General features: G+C 43.9%; 14 protein-coding genes and 1 tRNA gene. 7 read left to right on the top strand and 8 right to left on the bottom strand.

Features of this window, described 5'->3' with window-relative positions; genetic code table 11:
* Positions 1 to 219 precede the first annotated feature (219 nt).
* Together F6J94_RS12225 and F6J94_RS12220 are read left to right on the top strand one after the other, a co-directional pair.
* Entirely contained in the window at positions 220 to 1,710 is a 1,491-nt protein-coding gene (locus F6J94_RS12225) for a DASS family sodium-coupled anion symporter (protein ID WP_075904962.1), read from the top strand.
* Positions 1,711 to 1,766: 56 nt separating this feature from the next.
* Complete coding sequence (locus F6J94_RS12220) at positions 1,767 to 3,440, top strand: CocE/NonD family hydrolase (RefSeq protein WP_293040222.1); 1,674 nt, start codon at positions 1,767 to 1,769, stop codon at positions 3,438 to 3,440.
* A gap of 19 nt (positions 3,441 to 3,459) precedes the next feature.
* Here F6J94_RS12220 and bioF read toward each other — a convergent pair whose 3' ends face one another.
* Both bioF and F6J94_RS12210 read right to left on the bottom strand, forming a co-directional pair.
* The gene (gene bioF / locus F6J94_RS12215; protein WP_293040212.1) at positions 3,460 to 4,629 is read right to left on the bottom strand and encodes an 8-amino-7-oxononanoate synthase; all 1,170 of its coding nucleotides are present in this window, start codon (positions 4,627 to 4,629) and stop codon (positions 3,460 to 3,462) included.
* A gap of 8 nt (positions 4,630 to 4,637) precedes the next feature.
* Entirely contained in the window at positions 4,638 to 5,081 is a 444-nt protein-coding gene (locus tag F6J94_RS12210) for a hypothetical protein (protein WP_293020574.1), read from the bottom strand.
* Positions 5,082 to 5,477: 396 nt separating this feature from the next.
* Between F6J94_RS12210 and F6J94_RS12205 the strand changes: the two genes are divergently transcribed.
* Positions 5,478 to 6,377, top strand: a complete 900-nt coding sequence (locus F6J94_RS12205) for a DUF928 domain-containing protein (protein ID WP_293040207.1) — start codon at positions 5,478 to 5,480, stop codon at positions 6,375 to 6,377.
* A 105-nt stretch (positions 6,378 to 6,482) separates the two neighbouring features.
* Here F6J94_RS12205 and F6J94_RS12200 read toward each other — a convergent pair whose 3' ends face one another.
* From F6J94_RS12200 to F6J94_RS12185, 4 genes are all read right to left on the bottom strand, one after another.
* Positions 6,483 to 7,550 carry an LOG family protein gene (locus F6J94_RS12200; RefSeq protein ID WP_293040202.1) on the bottom strand — a complete coding sequence of 356 codons (1,068 nt, stop codon included), beginning with the start codon at positions 7,548 to 7,550 and terminating at the stop codon, positions 6,483 to 6,485.
* Between the two features lie 149 nt (positions 7,551 to 7,699).
* The gene (gene kaiC, locus F6J94_RS12195; RefSeq protein WP_143727893.1) at positions 7,700 to 9,259 is read right to left on the bottom strand and encodes a circadian clock protein KaiC; all 1,560 of its coding nucleotides are present in this window, start codon (positions 9,257 to 9,259) and stop codon (positions 7,700 to 7,702) included.
* A 103-nt stretch (positions 9,260 to 9,362) separates the two neighbouring features.
* Positions 9,363 to 9,677, bottom strand: a complete 315-nt coding sequence (kaiB, locus tag F6J94_RS12190; protein WP_008182352.1) for a circadian clock protein KaiB — start codon at positions 9,675 to 9,677, stop codon at positions 9,363 to 9,365.
* Positions 9,678 to 9,804: 127 nt separating this feature from the next.
* Positions 9,805 to 10,725: a circadian clock protein KaiA gene (locus F6J94_RS12185; protein ID WP_081431403.1), complete on the bottom strand. Its 921-nt coding sequence runs from the start codon at positions 10,723 to 10,725 to the stop codon at positions 9,805 to 9,807.
* Between the two features lie 316 nt (positions 10,726 to 11,041).
* Between F6J94_RS12185 and F6J94_RS12180 the strand changes: the two genes are divergently transcribed.
* Positions 11,042 to 14,707 (top strand): ATP-binding protein, encoded by a 3,666-nt coding sequence (locus F6J94_RS12180; protein ID WP_293040189.1) that lies wholly within the window; start codon positions 11,042 to 11,044, stop codon positions 14,705 to 14,707.
* Positions 14,708 to 15,422: 715 nt separating this feature from the next.
* Positions 15,423 to 16,469 carry a DUF2235 domain-containing protein gene (locus F6J94_RS12175; RefSeq protein ID WP_293040186.1) on the top strand — a complete coding sequence of 349 codons (1,047 nt, stop codon included), beginning with the start codon at positions 15,423 to 15,425 and terminating at the stop codon, positions 16,467 to 16,469.
* 99 nt (positions 16,470 to 16,568) lie between these two features.
* On the opposite strand, the gene F6J94_RS12170 is transcribed toward F6J94_RS12175, so the two are convergent.
* Positions 16,569 to 18,506 (bottom strand): glycosyltransferase family 39 protein, encoded by a 1,938-nt coding sequence (locus F6J94_RS12170; RefSeq protein ID WP_293040183.1) that lies wholly within the window; start codon positions 18,504 to 18,506, stop codon positions 16,569 to 16,571.
* 101 nt (positions 18,507 to 18,607) lie between these two features.
* Here F6J94_RS12170 and F6J94_RS12165 point away from each other — a divergent pair, with 101 nt between their 5' ends.
* Together F6J94_RS12165 and F6J94_RS12160 are read left to right on the top strand one after the other, a co-directional pair.
* Positions 18,608 to 18,958 (top strand): DUF565 domain-containing protein, encoded by a 351-nt coding sequence (locus F6J94_RS12165; RefSeq protein WP_293020591.1) that lies wholly within the window; start codon positions 18,608 to 18,610, stop codon positions 18,956 to 18,958.
* Positions 18,959 to 19,047: 89 nt separating this feature from the next.
* Positions 19,048 to 20,133 carry a glycerate kinase gene (locus tag F6J94_RS12160; RefSeq protein WP_293040181.1) on the top strand — a complete coding sequence of 362 codons (1,086 nt, stop codon included), beginning with the start codon at positions 19,048 to 19,050 and terminating at the stop codon, positions 20,131 to 20,133.
* A 13-nt stretch (positions 20,134 to 20,146) separates the two neighbouring features.
* Here F6J94_RS12160 and F6J94_RS12155 read toward each other — a convergent pair.
* A tRNA-Gly gene (locus F6J94_RS12155) sits at positions 20,147 to 20,218 on the bottom strand.
* Positions 20,219 to 20,593: the final 375 nt, after the last annotated feature.

The raw sequence follows: 20,593 nt of genomic DNA, 5'->3' as shown, positions 1-20,593 counted from the left end.
GTAGCTTGTTGAAGAATTTATGTTGAATAACTAAATAGCTGGATATCTGGGACTGTTCATCACTTTCTATTTAATAAAATCCCAGAGTAAATCCCAAACCTGTTAAATCCAGCAATAACAGGACTTACGCAAAACTCGACTCTAAACTCACTTATAGTGTAGGCTTCGTTAATAAAGCACCTTACTACTACAAGTAGAGTTACTGCGTAAGTCCTGTTGATGAAAAAAAGCTTTTACCTAGGAGTTAGTATTTTTACCCTATGCTGGCTCCTTTCATGTTTTCCAGCATTACTCCCTGAAAATTTACCACCAACTGCTGTGATAATGCTAGGAGCAACGCTTCTCATGGCAGTTTTTTGGATTGCTGAAACTATCCCGATTGCCGCCACCTCGATAATTCCCTTGGGTTTATTTCCCTTTTTAGGAATTGTTTCTGCTGAAGAGGTTGCTTCCGCCTATGCTTCTGATGTAGTATTGTTATTGATGGCAGTTTTTTTTATTGCTAAAGCGGTTGAAAAATATAACCTACATCAGCGGATTGCTTTCCACATTATTAGCGTTGTTGGTACCCAACCAAGCAGATTAATTTTGGGGTTTATGCTAGCAACAGCAGTATTGTCGATGTGGATATCGAATACAGCTATCACCTTGATGATGCTGCCAATAGCTATCTCTATTATCGAACAAACGGCTCTTGCTAATCCCAATATTGATGTAGGTAAAAATCTGGGAACTTCCCTAATGCTTGGAATTGCCTACGCTGCTAATATTGGTGGGATTGGAACCCCGATCGGGACTCCACCTAACCTGATATTTCTGGCACAATTAAAAGAAAACTTTCCAGACAATACCGCCATTACGTTTTTTCAATGGATGATGGTGGGAGTGCCAGCTGTTTTGATATTTATATTGTTAACTTGGATCTATTTAACTAAAATAATAGTCAAGCTTGATAATAACAGTTTATCCTCAGACTATTTTAATATTTCAGACAAAGAAGTCCAGAAACTGGAGAAAATGTCTCAGGGAGAAAAATACGTTGCTATTTTATTTGGGTTAATGGCATTGTTGTGGATTTTTCGGGCAGATATCACCATCGGTTCCTTTACATTAACGGGTTGGGCAACCTATCTGGGCGTGGCTAACTTTGTTCATGATACCAGTGTGGCTGCCCTAATTGCTGTGATCATGTTTATAGTTCCTGTAAAAACAGAGACGGGGGATAAAATTAACCTCCTAGACTGGGAAACCGCTGTCAAAATTCCTTGGGGAATATTGCTGCTATTTGGTGGTGGAATTGCAATTTCTAAAGGGTTTGCTGCGTCAGGGTTGTCTCAATTCCTAGGGTATAATTTACAAATTGGATTGCAGGGACTTTCAACGGTTTTGATGGTGGTTTGCATCTGTGTATTTATGACCTTTTTGACAGAAGTGACCTCGAATACAGCAACCACAGCTCTGATTATGCCTATTTTAGCTACTGCTGCACCGATTATAAATGTATCACCTGCTTTGTTGATGTGGCCCGCAGCAATTTCTGCTTCCTTCTCGTTTATGCTGCCAGTCGCAACTGCTCCAAATGCAATTGTTTACTCTCAGGAATATTTCCCAATTTATACCATGGCTAAGGTAGGATTAGTGTTAAATATAGTAGGGGTAATTATAGTAAGTTTGTTGATGAATTTTGTAGCTATCCCCATGTTGGGATGACTATAAGTTACAGGTAGCAGGTTGGAAGGTTGAAGGTTAAACAAGAAACGGCATCAATGGTAACACGGGATGGAGTAAGGCTGGATGCGGATATCTACCGTCCCGATAGCGCCGGTGAGTGTCCGGTGTTGCTGATGCGGCAACCCTATGGCAGAGCGATCGCATCTACGGTAGTCTATGCTCATCCCACTTGGTATGCTGCCCAGGGTTACATTGTAGTGATTCAAGATGTCAGGGGGAGGGGCACTTCAGACGGTAAGTTTGATTTGTTTGCCCATGAAGTGGAAGATGGCTTTGATAGTGTTAACTGGGCAGCAAGTTTACCCGGTAGCACTGGGGATGTGGGCATGTACGGCTTTTCCTATCAGGGGATGACTCAACTGTACGCTGCTGCAAGCTATCCCACGGCTCTGAAAACTATCTGTCCAGCGATGATTGGCTATGATTTATATAGCGATTGGGCCTATGAGGGAGGGGCATTTTGTTTACAAGCTAATCTGGGTTGGGCGATACAATTAGCAACAGAAACCGCACGATTGCGGTCAGATGAGCAAGCCTATCAACTGCTGTATGCAGCATCTCGGAATTTACCCCTGTATGACCCAATTCCCGCTCGCCCTCAAATTCTCCAAGACTTAGCACCAGACTCTTTTTATCACGACTGGTTAGACCATCCTCACCCAGATGAATACTGGCAAAAACTATCTCCCAAGGGAATGATGCAGGATGTAGACATGCCCATGTTACACATTGGCGGATGGTTTGACCCATTTTTGCGAGGGACACTTCATTTATATAAGGATATGGCATCTCATGCCAGTTCGCCCCAGCATCTGATCATTGGTCCTTGGGCGCATCTGCCTTGGGGGCGTAAAGTGGGAGCAGTGGATTATGGTCTCCAGGCGAATAGTCCCGTTGATGCCTTGCAAGTGCGTTGGTTTGACCAGTTCCTCAAGGGAATTGATACCAAGGTGCTTGAGCAACCGCCTGTTTGTCTATTTGAGATGGGAACTAATCGGTGGCGTTATTTTGATAGTTGGCCTGATGGCAATCAGAAATCTTATTATCTGGTAACTTCCGGTTTAGCCAGTGTCAGGGAAGATTCTGGAAAATTAGTCCCAGAAGAGTCTCAAGAAATGCAACAGCCATCGGAGACAGAGGGAGTATCCCAAAGCCAGCATACCTGTGATGTATCCTGTGATCTATTAGTTCATGACCCTTGGCGTCCAGTTCCAGCAATGGGGGGTCATGCAGGGATGCCAGTCGGTTCATGCGATCGCACTGCCATAGATTGTCGCACAGATGTTTTAACCTACACCTCTGAACCCTTAGCAGAAGATTTACATTTGGTAGGGGATGTCGTATTTGAGGTGTTTTGCACCGCTGATACTCCGAGTTTTGATATCTGTGCAGTGTTGTCAGAAGTCCATCCCGATGGCAGGGTAACCCATGTCACTCAGGGATATAGACGGGTCAATCCTGGGGACAATACTACTAATCCGTGGCGGATTAGATTGCAGGCAACTTGTGTGCGTATTGCCAAAGGAAATCAGTTGCGCTTGAGCTTAAGTGGGGCTTGTTTTCCGGCTTATCCAGTCAATTCCGGCACTGGGGCTTTTCCTAGTGAAAGTCGATTGATGGATGCTCAGATTATTACTTTGAAGGTGAGTTGTGGAGAGGATTATCCAACTCGTGTTTTATTACCTATTTTTAGGTCTGATGCACAATAAGCGCCATTATAAATAAGCGCTATAGCTTACAAGTCTCCAGAGCAGCAACTAACTGCTGGAAATGATCCAGGGTATGAGTTGCCATAACTGAGATCCGAATTCGACTCGTAGGCACTGTCGGAGGACGAATAGCAGGGGCAAAGATACCAGCTGCTTTCAAGGTTTCGCCAATAGCAAGAGCCTCAGTAGCACTGTTTATGGAAATGCAAAGGATAGGTGACTCAGAGGGCAAACAGTTGAGATTAGGCAGCTGGTTAGTAATTAACTGTTTGAGAATCTCTACATTATTCCTCAGTTGAGCGCACCGTTCTGGTTCTTGTTGGACAATTTGGATTGCTGCTAATGCTGCTGCTGTATCTGCTGGAGATAAAGCAGTGGTGTAAATCCAGCTAGGAGAACGATTTCGGAGAAAATCAATTAAAACTGCCGAACCGGCCACATACCCTCCCAAACTCCCCAAAGCTTTACTGAGGGTGCCAACTTGAATAATCGTTTCTCCAGTACAGCCAAAATGTTCGACACACCCAGCGCCTGTAGCGCCCAAAACTCCGGTAGCATGGGCTTCATCCACCAGAAGCATACAATTAAATTGGTTTGCTAACCCTAATAGCTCAGGCAAGGGGCATAAATCACCATCCATGCTAAAGACGCTATCAGTAACAATTAAGCAGCGCCGGTACTGTTGTCGGTATTCAATCAGTTTACCCTGCAAAGAAGCCATATTGCAGTGCTCATAGTCGATTACCTGGGCACCGCTCAAAATTGCCCCATTTTTGAGGCTGGAGTGGTTGTATTGATCCCCTAGGATTAAATCCCGTTTCCCTACTAACGCTGCAATCGTGCCTATATTCGCTAAATACCCAGAGCTATAGACTATCGCATCTTCAGTTTGTTTGAGAGATGCGATCGCATTTTCCAATTGTCTATGCAGTTCCCGGTTTCCAGTGAGTAATCTCGAACCAGTGCTACCAGTACCATAGTCCTTAGTAGCACTAACTGCGGCTGCAATTAAGGGAGGTGAGCCTGCCAGTCCGAGATAGTCATTACTAGCAAAGTTAATCACCTCTCGCCCATCCAGTTGCACCACAGCACCAGGCATACTTTGTACAGTTTGTACAGAACGATACCAACTGGCTTTCTCAATCGTGGCCAGGGATGGCTTTAGCCAAGCATAAGGGTCAGTAGGCATTATTTGTGCTAATCATCTTTTTTCGCCTTCACCCCAACTAACTCTGGATTACTATCCAAAGAACCGTATAGGATATTTCCCCTCTTGTTGTCTTGTTTATAGAAAACTAGTCGTTGCTCCAGTCGTTGCAGCTGCCGTTGAGCTGCTTGTGGATTCTTCGAGTAATACTTCTTCAAGTCAATCTTGAAGTGGCGATTAATCTCTGACCATGGGATGTCCCAAAGTTGGTCACCACAAAGTACCTCTAATTCCCATCCTTCAATATCAGTGTCTTTGATGTCTAGCTCAACTTCCCTGGGTTCAACCTCAATCAGCTTGCACTTCTCCATTTTGTTAGGGGAGCAGCTACTGAGTAATGTTACTCCCACACTGAGCAACAAGACAATGATAAACAGTTTTTGATTAAAAAAAGATTTTTGGTAATTTTTCACGTCTGGTACTAAACTAATCACGATCCTAATGGTATTGACTCATTTATCCCCAATTAAATTATAGATTGCAGTTGGTGATGAATTGCCAGAACTGTTAACTCTCCATCCCTATCAAAAGGTAGTTGACACAATAATATTTTTTTGCTACGAAATAGTCTAAATTCACCAGGTAGAGTAGCTACGTAAGTCCTGAAAATGAACCATGTTTGAATTCTGGATTCGTCAATTACCAGATTGTATATCAAACTAGATATAGAAAATAATCACTGGTCAGTAGAAAAAATTAGATAGTTCATTCAATTGAGTGATAATGAGAGTAGCAACGAGATCCAAAAAACTAGGGATAGGAAGTAACAACTGACCAATCACCTGACCAATCACAAGGAAACATTCCTTGAAAATTACTCTTTATGAATCATGAGCAAGATAAAACTACCGTTAGCACCGCCAATCTTAGGAATTACATTAGCAATTGTCAGCTTTAGTAGCAGTATTGCCTTGCCAGGAATTTCAACAGCTAATACTAACAATTCCCGGTTGGATTCAGCTCAACGTTCCCCAACAGCAGAAGTGGCTCACAACCACCGAGAGCAAGAGCGAATTACTTCAAGAACTCTACAGCCATTAGGGATCAGTCTAGCTTGGATGCCACCAGATGTACCGGAACGAGGCGTACCCGGTAAACGAAAAGCAGCGGCAAGCCGTGGGGGATGTCCAAAAGTCAAGCAACCCTTGACTGCCTTGGTTCCTGCTACTCCCAGCATGGCCAGTGAGGGTCAAATTTCATTGACCGTAGGTCACGCTACGCGAACAGAATCGGTTTTCGGCTTAACCGTTGTTTCTCATCCCACCTTCTGGTTTTATGTTCCCTATGCCCTGACACCGGACTTGCCTTTGGAGTTTGTGCTACAAGATGAAAACCATAACGAAATCTACTTGACTAAATTTGTTGCCTCATCGTCCTCACCAAGTGTAGTAGGGATCGAACTTCCATCAACAGTCGCCTCCCTTGAGGTTGGTAAACAGTATCGTTGGTACTTTGTGGTTAAATGTGAGCCACTGGGGTCTCCTGTAGTGACAGGGTGGGTAAAACGGATGTCACTCAACCCATCCCTCAAAAATCAGTTAGACCAAGGGACATTAGAACAGAAAGCGATTATCTATGCCAGATCAGGGCTGTGGTATGATACCCTTAATGCTCTAGCTAAGCTACGTCAGCAAAATTCTGACAATGACCTGCTAATCAAGGATTGGGTGAAATTATTGCAGTCTGTTGACTTAGATGCGATCGCGCTTGCACCCCTTCTGGAATTTTAAGATCAAGTCCGTCTAATTCCATTACCAGCACTCGAGTGGGTCATTTACCGTTATTGGTCATTGGTCGAGCCTGCTGTGTATTTTAAGGATGCAAGCATCCAAGCCTTATTTCAGTTCCGGATGAGTTGTACTCTCTTGAGAAACACCCATGTGATTAATAGTAGCGAGTAGCTGGTAAAGACGGCTAACATCTCGTCGATTGAAGTAGAAAACCAGACGGGGAAGTTCAGCAGTTTCATCAGGTAGTTCTTCTGGTAAAACCTGACTTTTCTCAATCCGTCCCTGAACCAAGATATCGCTAAAATCCTGATTTAGCTGTTCAACCTCAGGATCTGACAACTCAGATTTGAGGCGAATGACGAATTGATCTCTGACATAGCGGCTAGAGTGATAAACCCGGTAAAACCGATTAATTGTTTCGTAAGCCACATCTAAGTTATCTGTGATGGTATAGAGACTGGAATCCTCTGGACTGATCAAACCCCGTTGCATGAGGTGCTTTTGAATATAAGCATCCCAATCTTTCCAGTAGGTGCCACCAGGTTTATCAATCAGTACTAAAGGAGTTGGTTCTAATCGTCCTGTTTGACAAAGGGTTAAAGACTCAAAGGCTTCATCCTGAGTACCAAAGCCACCAGGAAATAAGGTAAGCGCATCCGTTTCCTTGATAAAAAATAGCTTGCGAGTGAAAAAATACTTGAACTCAATCAGCTTGGGATCCCCTGCAATAAACGAATTTGCGTCGTTTTCAAACGGTAGTTGAATATTCAGACCAAACGAATGCTTAGAGCCAGCACCTTTGTTTCCTGCCTCCATAATGCCAGGACCAGCACCAGTCATTACCATAAATCCCTGCTGGGTTAAATGATGAGCAAATTCAGCTGCCAGCTGATATTCAGGAGTATTTGGAGCAAGGCGCGATGAACCGAAAATGGTAACTTTCCGGACATGACGATAGGGATAAAAAACTTGAAATGCCCGCTCCATATCTTGTAGAGAAGCGGTGATTATTTTCCAATCTAGACGGTCAATTTCTTCCCCAGTTAGTCGCACTAGCACTGCAAGAGACCGTTTGATCAATTTACGATTTTCCAGATTAGGTAGCTGGTCAATCAGTGTTGCTAAATCGTTTGACAGTGACTTGAAGCCATCCGCAGAAGGAGATAGAGTCATATCGTATCCAGTTGACTACTTATCATTAAAGGTTTTTCATCAATTGAAAATTGAAAATTAAAAATTGTCAATAGTCAAGGAGCCATTAACAATTAACAATTAACAATTAACGATTTTCCTGAATACGAAGTGATTAAGCGGACTCAAGATTATTCCACCGACTTATCACGAACGCCTTTAAAAATCCGAGAGAGTTCGCTTTTTTCATCGACGGGAATACGAGTGGGAGAACCACTGATAATTCGTTCGTAATTGCGGAAGGAATCCTTAATTTCTGGTCCATCCTTACTAATAGTGTACTCTCTGATCCCTGTATCATGCCAAGAGCCACGCATCTTAAACACATTGATAGCACGGGACATTTCACCACGAATTTCCACATACTGTAACATTATAATTGTGTCAGTAATTGTGGAAATATGGGAATCGGTAATGGAGTCAGAGCCCAGAAATTTATCGGTGGTATTGGTAAAAAAGCCAGTTATTTCTTCTTGCTTGGCATAGCCCGTCACACCAATCACAAACTGCCGAAAGGCATTGTTGCTGACTCCCCGTGCTAAAGCAGAAAGAGAGTCGATGGCAATCCGAGAGGGCTTAAATTCAGCAATTTCTGTTTTAATCCGTTGTAAGTGGTCTTCTAAGCCCGCTGATTCTGGATAAGAACAAAGAATTTTTAATAAACCCTTTTGTTCCATTTCCTCAAAATTAATGCCCCAAGACGATGCATTACGAGATAGCTGAGCCCGAGATTCTTCATAAGCAAACAGGATGGCGCGATCACCTTGTATGCAAGCATTTTCGATAAACTTGCTCACTAACAAGGTTTTGCCAGTACCTGTGGCACCCGTTGCCAGGATAATGGAATCCTTGAAGAAACCACCACCACACATCACATCAAGAGTTTTGATTCCGGAAGACACTCTGGCCATGGAAGACCGTTGAGTCAGTCGCATTGCTCCTAAGGGGAAGATGTTGATCCCTTGATCGGTAATAGTAAAGGGGTATTCTCCTTTCATATGGGTGGTACCCCGCAGCTTGAGAATTTCTATAGTGCGGCGTCGGCGTTCCCCTTCCAGGACATTACGGACAATGACCACATTATCTGAGACAAACTCTTCCACCCCGAATCTAGCTACTGGTCCATACTCTTCAACTCGCTCTGTGGTCATAATGGTGGTTACACCAATGTTTTTCAGGCGTGCCACTAGGCGAAAAATTTCTCGCCGTACCACCGAAGCAGCATCGTACTGCTGAAAGATGGCAGTGATTGAGTCAATGGAAACTCGCTTGGCTTTGTATTTGTGAATGGCGTACTGAATACGCTCGATCAGAGCAGACAGGTCGAAGTTGCCGACAATGTCCTGTCCTTCTGGATCCGGGGAAGCATCCAGAATAAATAGCTTGCCTTCATTAACTAGTTTATTTAGCTCCCAACCAAAGCTCGATGCATTTTTGGTGATATCTGTGGGTGATTCTTCAAATGTAACAAACACACCAGCTTCATCAAAATTGCTAATGCCGTTGTAAAGAAATTGAACGGCTAATAGAGTTTTTCCCGTGCCAGACGTTCCACTGACCAGGGTGGTTCTACCAGATGGTAAACCGCCATGAGAGATCTCATCGAATCCTTCGATCATTGTCCGTATTTTCTGGACACCGACCGTTGTTACTGAGTTTTGATATTGTTCATTTTGATTCAATTGATTCATATTGGTCGTCAGTAAATGTTCTTAATCAAAAAAAAAAGTTTAGTTTAATGGTGTTGCTGACTTGCTAAATTTTCACGCTTTAATCTAAAATGGTATAATCTATTTAGAAATCCAAATCTCCTTCACGGAGTTCTTCATAGAGCAAATCTAAGCCGATCAAGACTTTTTCCCGATCCGAGAGGTCCCCAATGATTTTTCGCACAGGAGGCGGTAAAACTTTTGCCAAGGTTGGTGTTGCCAAAATTTTATCTTCCTCAGCTAGTTGGGGGCTCTTAAGAACATCAATTACTTTGAGAGCGTAAACCCCTTGGAATTCCTGTTCGAGAATAGTTTTCAGTGTTCTCAAAGCCCTGACGGAGTTGGGGGTGTTCCCAGCTACATAAAGCTTGAGAACATAGGTTTTTTTATAGGAACTCATAGGCTCGTAAGTTTAGGAGAAGATGGGTTAAAGGTCAATACAAGGGATCAAGGAACTCAAGGAAACGGTTTTTTAGGAGAGCCTCCCATCAAGCTTACTACTCAATGTTGATCCGATTCTGCTGATCTTACAGTTCTCTGGGGATGGAACGGCGATACATTTCACCTAAGTGAGCAATCACGTCGATTAACGTCAGGCGATAGTCAAGCAGTATATCCTCTCTACGGCCTTCCAGCTGCAACTGTTTGGAAAATTCATCCATCAGTTCCATATGAATTTCTACAATCTTAGATATAGAAATATCCGCAAAAAACACTTGTTCTACAAAATGATCAATGTCTTGGTTTAGGGTATCTCCCGGTGCAAAGTACTGTAGAACAATTTGACGATACTCTGATCTTAAGTGTTCTAACAGCTCATCCCTGTCGTTGAGAGATAGATTACGAAAAAAAAGCCGAGGATTTCTCTTGTAGTACACACCAAGGTATCCAAGTCTTTCCCTGAGCTTTTCAGCTAACCGATGCTGCTGCTTACTCAAGAAACTGTAATTAGCTACTGCGAGGGTAGGATAAACCGGGTCAGATGACCTGGGTAAGTTACAGGCGGGAGCCAGGGACAAAAACCCGGTGATCGCCTTTTGGATGAAATCGCCAATTTCAGGTAATTGGTGAATACTAAGTTCGACTTCTGCCGGATGGAACAGATAAGCCCTGGATCTGGTGGTGAATTTATGGGTCGTCTGGTTAGAGCCGAGCTGTTGATTTCTGTCAACCCTAGGGGGAATTTCTGGGGAGTCCGACCGCAAAAATACTGCAGGTAAGGTGGTTCCTTGCAGGTACAAGTACTGGATCACCTGGGGAAGTGTGTCGGTATCCTGCAATACCAAACAATCAAGATCCTGTTTATGTTGCTCAACCACCTCGAAAAACTCAGATTCTGAGCTAGTAGAGTGTACAATATATTGCTCGCTACCCAAAACCTGAGAAAGGGATTGAGCTAGGGCATCAGAACTGATCAGCGTACATATGGTTAGTTGGGAAAGCAACACAACAGGTCCCGAATATCAAACTGGTTACTCTTACTATATAAGAGTGCTTAAACCAGTAAGATTTTAACATTTTTTTTAACAATGGGCTTAATATAAATTAAATTAAATTGAAACAGTCTGATAATTGAAATTAATTTTGATTTCGCGCCTCACTATATCCCCAGTGTTGAGCAGTATATTGAAAAGTACTTGCTCTTCAAGCATTAGGGGATAGTCTAGCCCTGTTGGGCTTGAGTGAATTCCTTTGTTGCTACTTTAGGAGGATGTGTTGCTACTGTAGCGCTCAACCTCTGTTGAAGCTAGATTGGTTATGTCCATGCCTACTCCCAGTATCCAAAAATTTGCCGAGCTAGTTCCTGTTTGTCAAAGGACTTCTGAGTTGGCTACTCTGCTAGATATTTTTCATGCTTCAAGGCATGACTCGATTGTGGTAGTCAGCGAACAGCAACATCCTGTGGGAGTGGTGAACCTACGGCAGATCATGCCTCACCTGCTCTCATACGCTAAGGTAGGTAGCTCAGGAGCAACCATGACAACTGGTTTTCTTCACAAACCACTATCTTGGCTAGAGCCAAACATCATTGAACCCATAACCATCCTACCAGGTAAGCTGAGTCTAAACCAATTCTGGTACTACCTACAAGACCATGGAAGTAGGGAGGGGGGGTTAGGGGAGTTGGGCAGCAACTGGGATAGAGAATTTAACCAATTCCCCATCCCAGATCAGGAACACTGGGCATTAGTAGATGGGGACCAGAAATTTATCGGACTCCTTAACAGTTGGCTGCTGTTAAAATCATTAGCATCCACATTCACCCAACAACGTTCTGAATCGATAGTAAAGCGTACTCAACCCAAGGGACTGAACCCTAATCCCCTCAGGACTCACCACCCAGACTATCGATTAACAGCCAAGAGTTCTTGGGTCAATTCCCTAGGATTATCATCTCGAATCAACTCAGGACTGAAAACTCAGGAGGAAGCCCTAACTAAAACTGCCCAGTTCAAGGGCATTAACCCCTTAGTGCAACTGTTAGAACAACTGCCATTACCCCTAAGCATACAAACCTCGACGGGAAAAGTTTTAGCTGAGAATCTGACCTGGCGTGAGCAGATTGAGACATCATCCCAGGGGAATCCGGGAAATAGTAGCACCACAGGCACTAAGAATAGTACCTCTGCCCAGAAAAACCCTGGAGCTAGGGAAAAGATACCCTACCGTTCTTCTTACAATCGTCTCTTATCTAATCATGTACCGAGGGAAGTCAGTAAGGAAGGTTTGAAGCAATCGATGGAAGAGCCCTTGACATCGTTAGACTTCCAGTGGCGTCAGCCTGATACCCAGAATTACCCAACCTTTCATGACCAATCTGCTCCTCGATCTCCAGGACAATGGCCATTATCTGTGGGCAATGTTTCTGACCAGGGAGACAAAACCTCTGAACAAGCTGCGCTTGGGCAATACTGTGCTCTTGATACTCCCTATCAAGCAGCAACCACTATTCACGAGCGCGTGCTGCTCTTTTCATCACCAGTCAAGAAAACCAGGGGAAACCATACCCCCTGCCAGGAAACCGCTGCGCCAACTGATCCAACTCTTTCAAACAGCCAGGAGCGGGTATTCTCGTTTGTCAAAATTCCTCTGTCACCTGCTATCGCTGCTCTTTGGGAAGGAGGACTAGAAACTGACAGTTGCGAGCCTAAGGTCGCTTTTGACTATTCGAGATCTCCAATCTCTAGGTCTGAGTCACCCAACTCTAAATTATACCTAGTCTTGGCTCAAGATACCACAGAGCAACGACTCTTTGCCCAAGAACTGGCAGCGAAAAATGCTGATTTAGTGCAACTCAACCGACTCAAAGATGAGTTTTTAGCTTGCATTAGCCACGAACTGAAAACACCTATAACTGCGATTTTGGGTTTGTCAACTTTGTTGAAAGACCAAGCCCTAGGGGAACTCAATCAACGTCAATCCCGTTATGCGCAGTTAATTTATCAGAGTGGACGTAAGCTAATGGCTGTGGTCAACGATATTCTGGATTTGACCCGTATGGAGACTGGTCAGCTGAAACTTACCGTCGAACCGGTGCAAATTCGGACTGTATGCGATCGCGCTTATGACCAAGCTCGCTCTGAGATAGACTCAAAACACTCCGAGGACAACAATCGAGATTATCCCACAAAATTCACCCTAGAGATTGAACCGGGTTTAGAAATGCTGATTGCTGACGAGTTGCGCTTACGGCAAATGTTGGTGCATCTGTTTTCTAATGCCCTTAAGTTTACCGATGGCAGTGGTGAAATTGGTCTGAAGGTCAATTGGTGGCAAGGTTGGATTGCTTTCACGGTCTGGGACACTGGCATTGGTATTCCCGCTGATAAACAGCACTTGATCTTTCAGAAATTCCAACAGCTGGAAAAGCCTCTCACTCGTAGCTTTGAGGGGACGGGTCTGGGATTAGTCTTAACACAACATCTAGCTCACTTGCATGGTGGAGATGTCTCGTTTATTTCCAAGGCAGGGGTCGGTAGTCAGTTTACCTTACTCTTCCCCCCTTGTCCTCCCCAGGCTTCCTCTGATCAATTGGACAATTGGGATGAGCAACTATCAGGGATTGCCCCGACGGCAACTTCTCACCCCCCATCTTCGACGCCCAACCGTTTAGTGTTAATTGTGGAAGCTGTACCTCGTTACCTGGAAGGATTGACGGAACAGCTCAAGAGTTTAGGCTATTGGGTGGTGGTTGCCCGCTCTGGTACGGAAGCAATCGAAAAAGCCCGTCGTTTACAACCCTATGCTATCTTACTCAATCCCCTACTACCAAAACTTTCTGGTTGGGATGTCCTAACACTGCTAAAGTCCGATGCCCAAACTAATCACATTCCGGTTTTGGTAACAGCAACCCAGGCTGAAAAACAGCAGGCAACCCACAACAAAGCTGATGGTTTCTTGAGTTTGCCGGTACAAGAGGAAGCATTACGAGAAAACCTTTCTCGTCTGGCTAAAGACGAGAGTAATACCAGTAGTGTGCTAACGATTCTCTATCTCAATCCTGGTGATGGACGAAAAGGCTATTCTGTAGAATCTTACCAGAACCCTGACTCGTCTGAACTGACTTATGAGTTAACTTCACTATTGAGTCTAGAACACTTAGACCTCAATTATCGGGTACTCGAAGCCGATGATTTCGATCAAGCTGAGTTATTGAGCCGGGTTTGGAATCCAGATGTGATTGTATTAAATGGTGCTCGACTGATAGACCCTTTCATCTACTTGAATCAGTTTTCATCATATCCTGGCTTGAGTAGTTTACCACTAGTAACCCTGGATCACCAAACTACAGAAGCAGCTAATCAAGTAACTGGTCTTTCGGTCTATCCCTGTTTAGCACCAAATAATCAACAAAAGATGGCTGCCATACTGCAAGTCATTCAAGTGGCAGCTGGAATCAGTTGCAAGCCTACCATTTTAGTGATGGACACGGGGGAGCAGAGGACAAAGTTTAGGGGTAATCCGTTACAGGTTAACAGATTGAACGTTGAATCGTCTGACTTATCCTACGGGTTGTCAATGGCTGGAAAATCATCAACATCTTGGCTACAGGCACTGATTCAATACTTACAAACTGCTGGTTATTGCAGCTTACTCGCCTGTTCTTGGGCAGAAGTATACCGTCAAATTCAGGGAAAAAGTGTGGACTTGCTGCTGATTCGATTAACAGATCTCACTAATCCTTCAGAACATTCAAAAGGATTGATAACTCTTGCTCAATTGCCAGAGCAACCACCCATTCTGGTTTTGGATCATCGATTAGACCCTAAGCAGCACGATCCAGTAATCCAGAGTAGTAACAGTAGTAACTTGAATTCTCAGTTGGATTTGCTGCTTGAGAAAATTGCTACTCAGATTGTACACTGGAATTCTCAGTCAATGACCCAGTTATTGAAACAGATTAAGCAGGTCATGAACCACACCCTTTAAAGGGGTGGGATGCAAGTCGGTCATATTGTCCGACACCGTGATTGTCCATCCAGTCTTGGAGACACTTGTTGCCAACAAAGCCAGCCGTGGGGATCATCTAGTCAATGATGGGAAACTGTTTTTTTGAACCTCCCTCCTTTGGCTTCAAGTACAAACAAGAGCAATTCCTAACTATCTGATCAGCTTATTATACCATAAGGATGCCCTTCGCCCAATTTATTGGTTGGTTGCAATTGATCCCACGGCAAATCAAAGATTATGGCATGAGCCTTTTTTAGAAATTCAAGCTAATATGGATAAGACAGCTCTTATCCACCCAAAGTTATTTTTATTTAGATCACGTTTACTTGAGCATTTATATCTGAATATAGTTAATATTTGTTATTAATTAAGTAATGGTTAATTACTTTTAATAAAACTAATTAAACGAAAAACAAAGGGGAAAACGTAATAACAAGAATAAAACTAAAGATTGCAATTGCAAACCAACCAAATAGAAACGGTTTACACAAGGATGATTCAATAGTAAGCACCTAAACAAAATTAATTTCCTACTACCAATCTCTGTAACCCTTACATCGTAAGGCTTTGAGTTTTGTAAAATGTGTAATTAATTTTGTGCACATGCTTAAAATTCCCAAAAAGGATGGCTTATGGTTAATGAATGTAACGATCCGTAAGTAAAAGTAAGTAAGTTTTTTAAAGGAGGTAGACCATGAAACGTCTTGTGGTATGTTGTGATGGAACATGGCAAGAGTTATCAAGTACTTACCCAAGCAATGTGGTTAAGATTTCTCAGGCAGTTAAACCATTGGGTAGTGACGGAGTTTCACAAATCGTATTCTACGATGAGGGAATTGGCACAGAAGACTCTCTGAAGAGCAAGCTTTTCGGTGGGGCTTTTGGCAAAGGGATTGATACCAATATCCAGGATGCTTATCGCTTTCTTTGCCTGAACTACGCCCCTGGTGACGAAATCTACCTGTTCGGTTTCAGTCGTGGGGCTTACACCGTGCGCAGTCTCGCTGGAATGATTTATAACTCAGGCTTGCTATCTCGGATTGAGATCGATAAAGCTCCGGAAGCCTACGAAATGTACCGCTCTCGGGATATCAAGCCCAATCACCAACAAATGGTAGCATTCCGCGAAAAATACGGAGAAAGTGTCCCCATTACCTTGCTTGGCTGCTGGGACACCGTTGGTTCCCTTGGTATCCCTAATTTATCCCCCTTATTGTGGTTTGACAAAAGGATCAACAAGAGGTATAGATTCCACGATACCTCTTTGAGTCCGATTATTGAGCATGGGTTGCACGCTGTATCCATTGATGAGCAGCGCAAAGTCTTTGACGTGACTCCAATGGACAAAAGCCACCTTTCCCAGACCCAGGTTGTTCGTGAAGTATGGTTTCCAGGGGTTCACGGCTCCATTGGCGGTGGCTCCCAGGAGCAGAGCGGTTTGTCCGACTGCGCACTGCAGTGGATGATGGACTCAATCGGCAAGATCGGTCTTGGTCTTGAGTTTGACCCAAGCGCAATTCCCACTGGTATCAACCTTGACTATGAAATTGATTTCAAAAATAATCTGGGTCTATTCAAGTTCACAGGCCGCAAGCTACGGGAGATTTCTGATAACTTTGATGACCTTCATGAGAGTGTAATAGAACGCTGGCTGAAGCGGCCCGATTATCGACCGAGCAATCTGGCTCAAAAGCACGGCTCCAGACTCAATCAACTATTACAAAAGGAGCAACAGAAGTAGAATAATGATGTCAAGTTTGGTTTATTATTCAACAGTTCATTAGTAATCTATCATTAGAAAATTATGAAGCGTTAAGTGTAAAATGTGAAAACTAAATTTTCAATTTTTAATTTTCGAGTTATCAACAAAAATTTGTTTTGAAACCCGAATCAGTTTATAGGGACCAAGACTAGCTAAGGTAGTATATTGGTCAGGTTTTAGCTTGGCTTTCTTTAGCCTTTTATTCCTAGCTAACATCAAAACTGAGGGAGGTGAAGGCTGAGTCACTGCTATTTCTTTCATGTAATTTCGTGCTTTTTTACCTTTGCTCATGTAGGTGACGGGTTGCTGGGTGTAAAAAACCACACTGGGTTTTTTGAAACCAATCATAATCAATTCTTCTGAGGATTGCTTTTCTTGAACAGCAATGGCAGATAATTGCCGTAGGGGTAATTGACGCACTTGATCCACTAATAAGAAAGTCGGGGTCAACACGAAAATAAGAAAGGCTAAAAATCCCACTAGGTTGACTATCCATACCCCAAACAACCAACGTCGCCACAGCAATAGTGCTGCTACAATAGCAGTTAAACTCCAAATAATACCTCCCCTCACCATTAAGCCGGATTCTTGCAACTGCTCCGGTAAGTTGGGTGCTGCTGGTCCACTACCGATATATTCCGGAGCCAAGAAAATGGCGGTGGCAAGGGCAATTAACAACAAGAGGTTAAATAGGCTACTGAGTAGCATGGATGGGGAAAGGGGCAGAGGGCTAGACCAGGAAAGGTTACTAGTATGGGTGAGTTGGTCACTCCACAATAAAGCCAAAAGAATGGCGGCAGCTGGAATTAGGGGTAGGACATAGCTGGGTAGTTTAGTGGCAGCAATGGTAAAAAAGCCGAAAATCCCTACAAACCAGAACAGAGCAAATAAACCCAAATGAGTAGAACGGGGTGAGTTACGCCACCGCACCCGCCGCCAAAATTTTAGTCGTGCGATCGCAAACGGCAAGTAGCTCGACCAAGGGGCAAAAGCTACCAGTACTACTGGAAAATAAAAATACCAAGGCCCAGCGTGGCGGTTAACGGTGCGAGTAAAGCGTTGAATATTGTGATAGCCAAAAAACGAGTCGATATAGCCTTGCCCATTGGCTAGGGTTACTAATAGATACCAAGGCAGTGTCAGAGCCAAAATAATCACAATGCCTCTAAATAAGCACATTTCCTGCAATACTTCCCTGCCATTGCCCAGGTAAAGCAGAAAACCACCAATAATTAGTGTGGGTAGAACGATACCGACTGGTCCTTTGGTAAGGATAGCTAGAGCAATGAGCACATAACAGGCTAGGTACCAACCGCAAGGGTATTTGTGAGGGGGTGAGGGGCTTTTAGCAACAGTTGTTTCGCTGTTTCCGAGCTCCTGTGCTCCTGTGCTCCTCTGGTTTCCATGGGCATACCCTAGAAAAAAGCTTAGTAATGCACCCCCTACACAGGCGCTGAGTAGCATATCTGAGACACCGGTTCTTGCCCAGATAATGGTTTGAAGATTCACTGCCATCAGGGTCGAACCAATCCAGGCACAGATCCACAACTGCCGCTGGAGATAGGAAGGGTTGATTTGGCTATCCCTGTGCTGACTAGAATCTAGATCAGGGGTAAAGCCAGCAGGACGGGAAATCCCATAATATCGTAGGGTGTAAAAGCCTAATCCAGTTAATGCGATCGCACTCAGGGCTGACGGCAGTCTTACTGCCCATTCATTCACCCCAATCAACCGGTAACCAATTGCCATCAACCAGTAGATTAGGGGTGGTTTATCAAAGCGAGTCTCACCATTGAAATAAGGGGTAATCCAGTCACCTGTAACCGTCATCTGGCGAGCGGCCTCAGCAAACAAGGGTTCAGTTTCATCTACTAAACCGATGTTGCCCAAATTCCACAAAAAAGCTAGCCAGCTGATCAGGAGTAACCACAGAATAGAAAGTGTCCATAGGGTGGTGGGATGCTGTTGCCAAGATTGCCACCAATTTTTAAACCTATTAGTTAATTTAAACTTCATCAATGGGCTAGGGGGTGATTGAGGTCTAGCAGGCTATCATGAGTCCAAAAGGGATAGCATGGTCTACAGGTGTGTTATTCTTGTTTCATTGAGTGTAGTAGATGCAGAATACCCGTCTTAATAATTTAGTTGATTTTTTATCGACGCGGCTGGGGCTATGGTTTGCTAATCCCTGGCGACGCCTGTCCATGATCCTGATTAGCTTTCTGTGTGGCTTCTTGGTAGGACAAGGCCTGTGTACTACAGCAGGAACTGGCCAGGAATTGATACTATCTGGGATGTTGATTATTTTTACAGAACCACTTAGCTGGTTGATTTATAGCGGTAAATTTCCAAAAGGTAAATCAAATCAAACCGTTGACCGGGTTTCATGGTTGGCAGATCTAGTCAATGCTTTTAAGATTGGTCTGGTATACAGTATGTATTTAGAAGCCTTCAAGCTTGGCTCTTGAAATAGTAATCAGTTATTAATCAGTTAGTAATCACTGCTGAGTCCTCAGAAGCGATATTTCCCATGCAACTACTGACCGACAAACGATAAATGAAAAGAGACACCAAGAGCGTTGGTCAAATTCTCGAGCAGTGGGTATCAGGACAAACACCAAATCCCCTTGAATCTCAGCAACTGTTGGCTTTTGAACTGGCTGATCACCAAAAGGCAAAGGCGTTTGGCATCACAGAGGATAATGGTGAACAGGTAATCCAAATGCGATCGCATTTGTTTGAGATAGTCTACCCAGATATTCTCCGTCTACCGTATTTTGAAACTACTCCTGAAAAACAGCAAAATACTCTCTTATGCCTCTGGAAGCTCTGGCTTCCAGAGGCCATGCAGTTGGTATCCTGTCGTAAACAGCTGGGACGTCCTTTGATTCAGGGCATATTAGGAGGGCAGGGCACTGGGAAAACGACTCTAGCGGCAGTCTTAAGTGTGATTATCCACAAATTAGGCGAACGCACTCTCACCCTGTCTATTGATGACCTCTACAAAACCTACAAGGAGCGGCAACGGCTTCAAGAACAAGACCGCAGGCTGATCTGGCGTGGCCCCCCTGGAACTCATGATGTTGAGCTGGGTTTACAGCTATTAGACCAATTACGATCCCCTTCCCCTACCGCAGAAATCCTCGTGCCTCGGTTTGATAAGTCAGCTTTTGGGGGGGCTGGAGACCGAATCACTCCAGAGGTGGTCGAAAGTATTGATATTGTATTGTTTGAAGGGTGGTTTGTTGGGGTTCGACCCATTGAGCCAGAGGTGTTTGATGGCTCCCTTCCAGAACCGATTCATACCCTGGAAGACCGAGAGTTTGCTCGGGATATGAATCAGCAACTGAGGCTTTATGTACCGCTGTGGGAACGATTAGACCGATTGATGGTACTCTACCCTACTGACTACCGCCTCAGTCAGCAATGGCGACTACAGGCAGAGAAACAGATGATTGCTCAGGGGAAGTCCGGGATGGGAGATGCACAAATTAGAGATTTTGTCAACTATTTTTGGAAAGCTCTCCATCCAGAATTATTCATTACACCCCTGACTAGAAACCCAAATCTAGTAGACTTGGTGGTTAAAATTAATCCTGACCACACACCTGGTGTGATTTATTCACCAGGGTATACTGGTTAGCATGGATCCAACAAGCGGGTGATCGGACTCGAACCGACGACGTTCAGCTTGGGAAGCTGACATTCTACCACTGAATTACACCCGCAATCCTTTAACTAATCTTTAACTAATATTTAACAAGTATTGGTATTATAGCAGTTCTTAATTGGGTCAGGTACTTCACCCGATTGAGAATTGCTAGATCAACTGCGCAATAATACCCATCATAAAGAAGATTGATAGGGAGATGGGGCAGATTTTTATTAAGGTTAATTACCCGGACAGGATCTGATCAGGGCCTTCAGCTTGTCTTTTTGGTAAGCTGTAGACAAAGATTAGCCTTCCCCATTGCTGCTAGTATAGCGCCCAAGGATCACCCAGTTTAGCTTTGAGGTGTTAACCCTAAGGGAGCTATACAAAAGGTTAAACTACCAAAAATTTAAATCTACCAAACTAGTAAAACTAAGCCAGTGTCATGGGA

It is taken from the genome of Moorena sp. SIO1F2, assembly GCF_010672755.1.
In the GTDB taxonomy this organism is placed as follows: Bacteria; Cyanobacteriota; Cyanobacteriia; order Cyanobacteriales; family Coleofasciculaceae; genus Moorena.
Note: the sequence above shows the minus strand (reverse complement) of the source record. Positions and strands in the feature narration are given on the sequence as shown.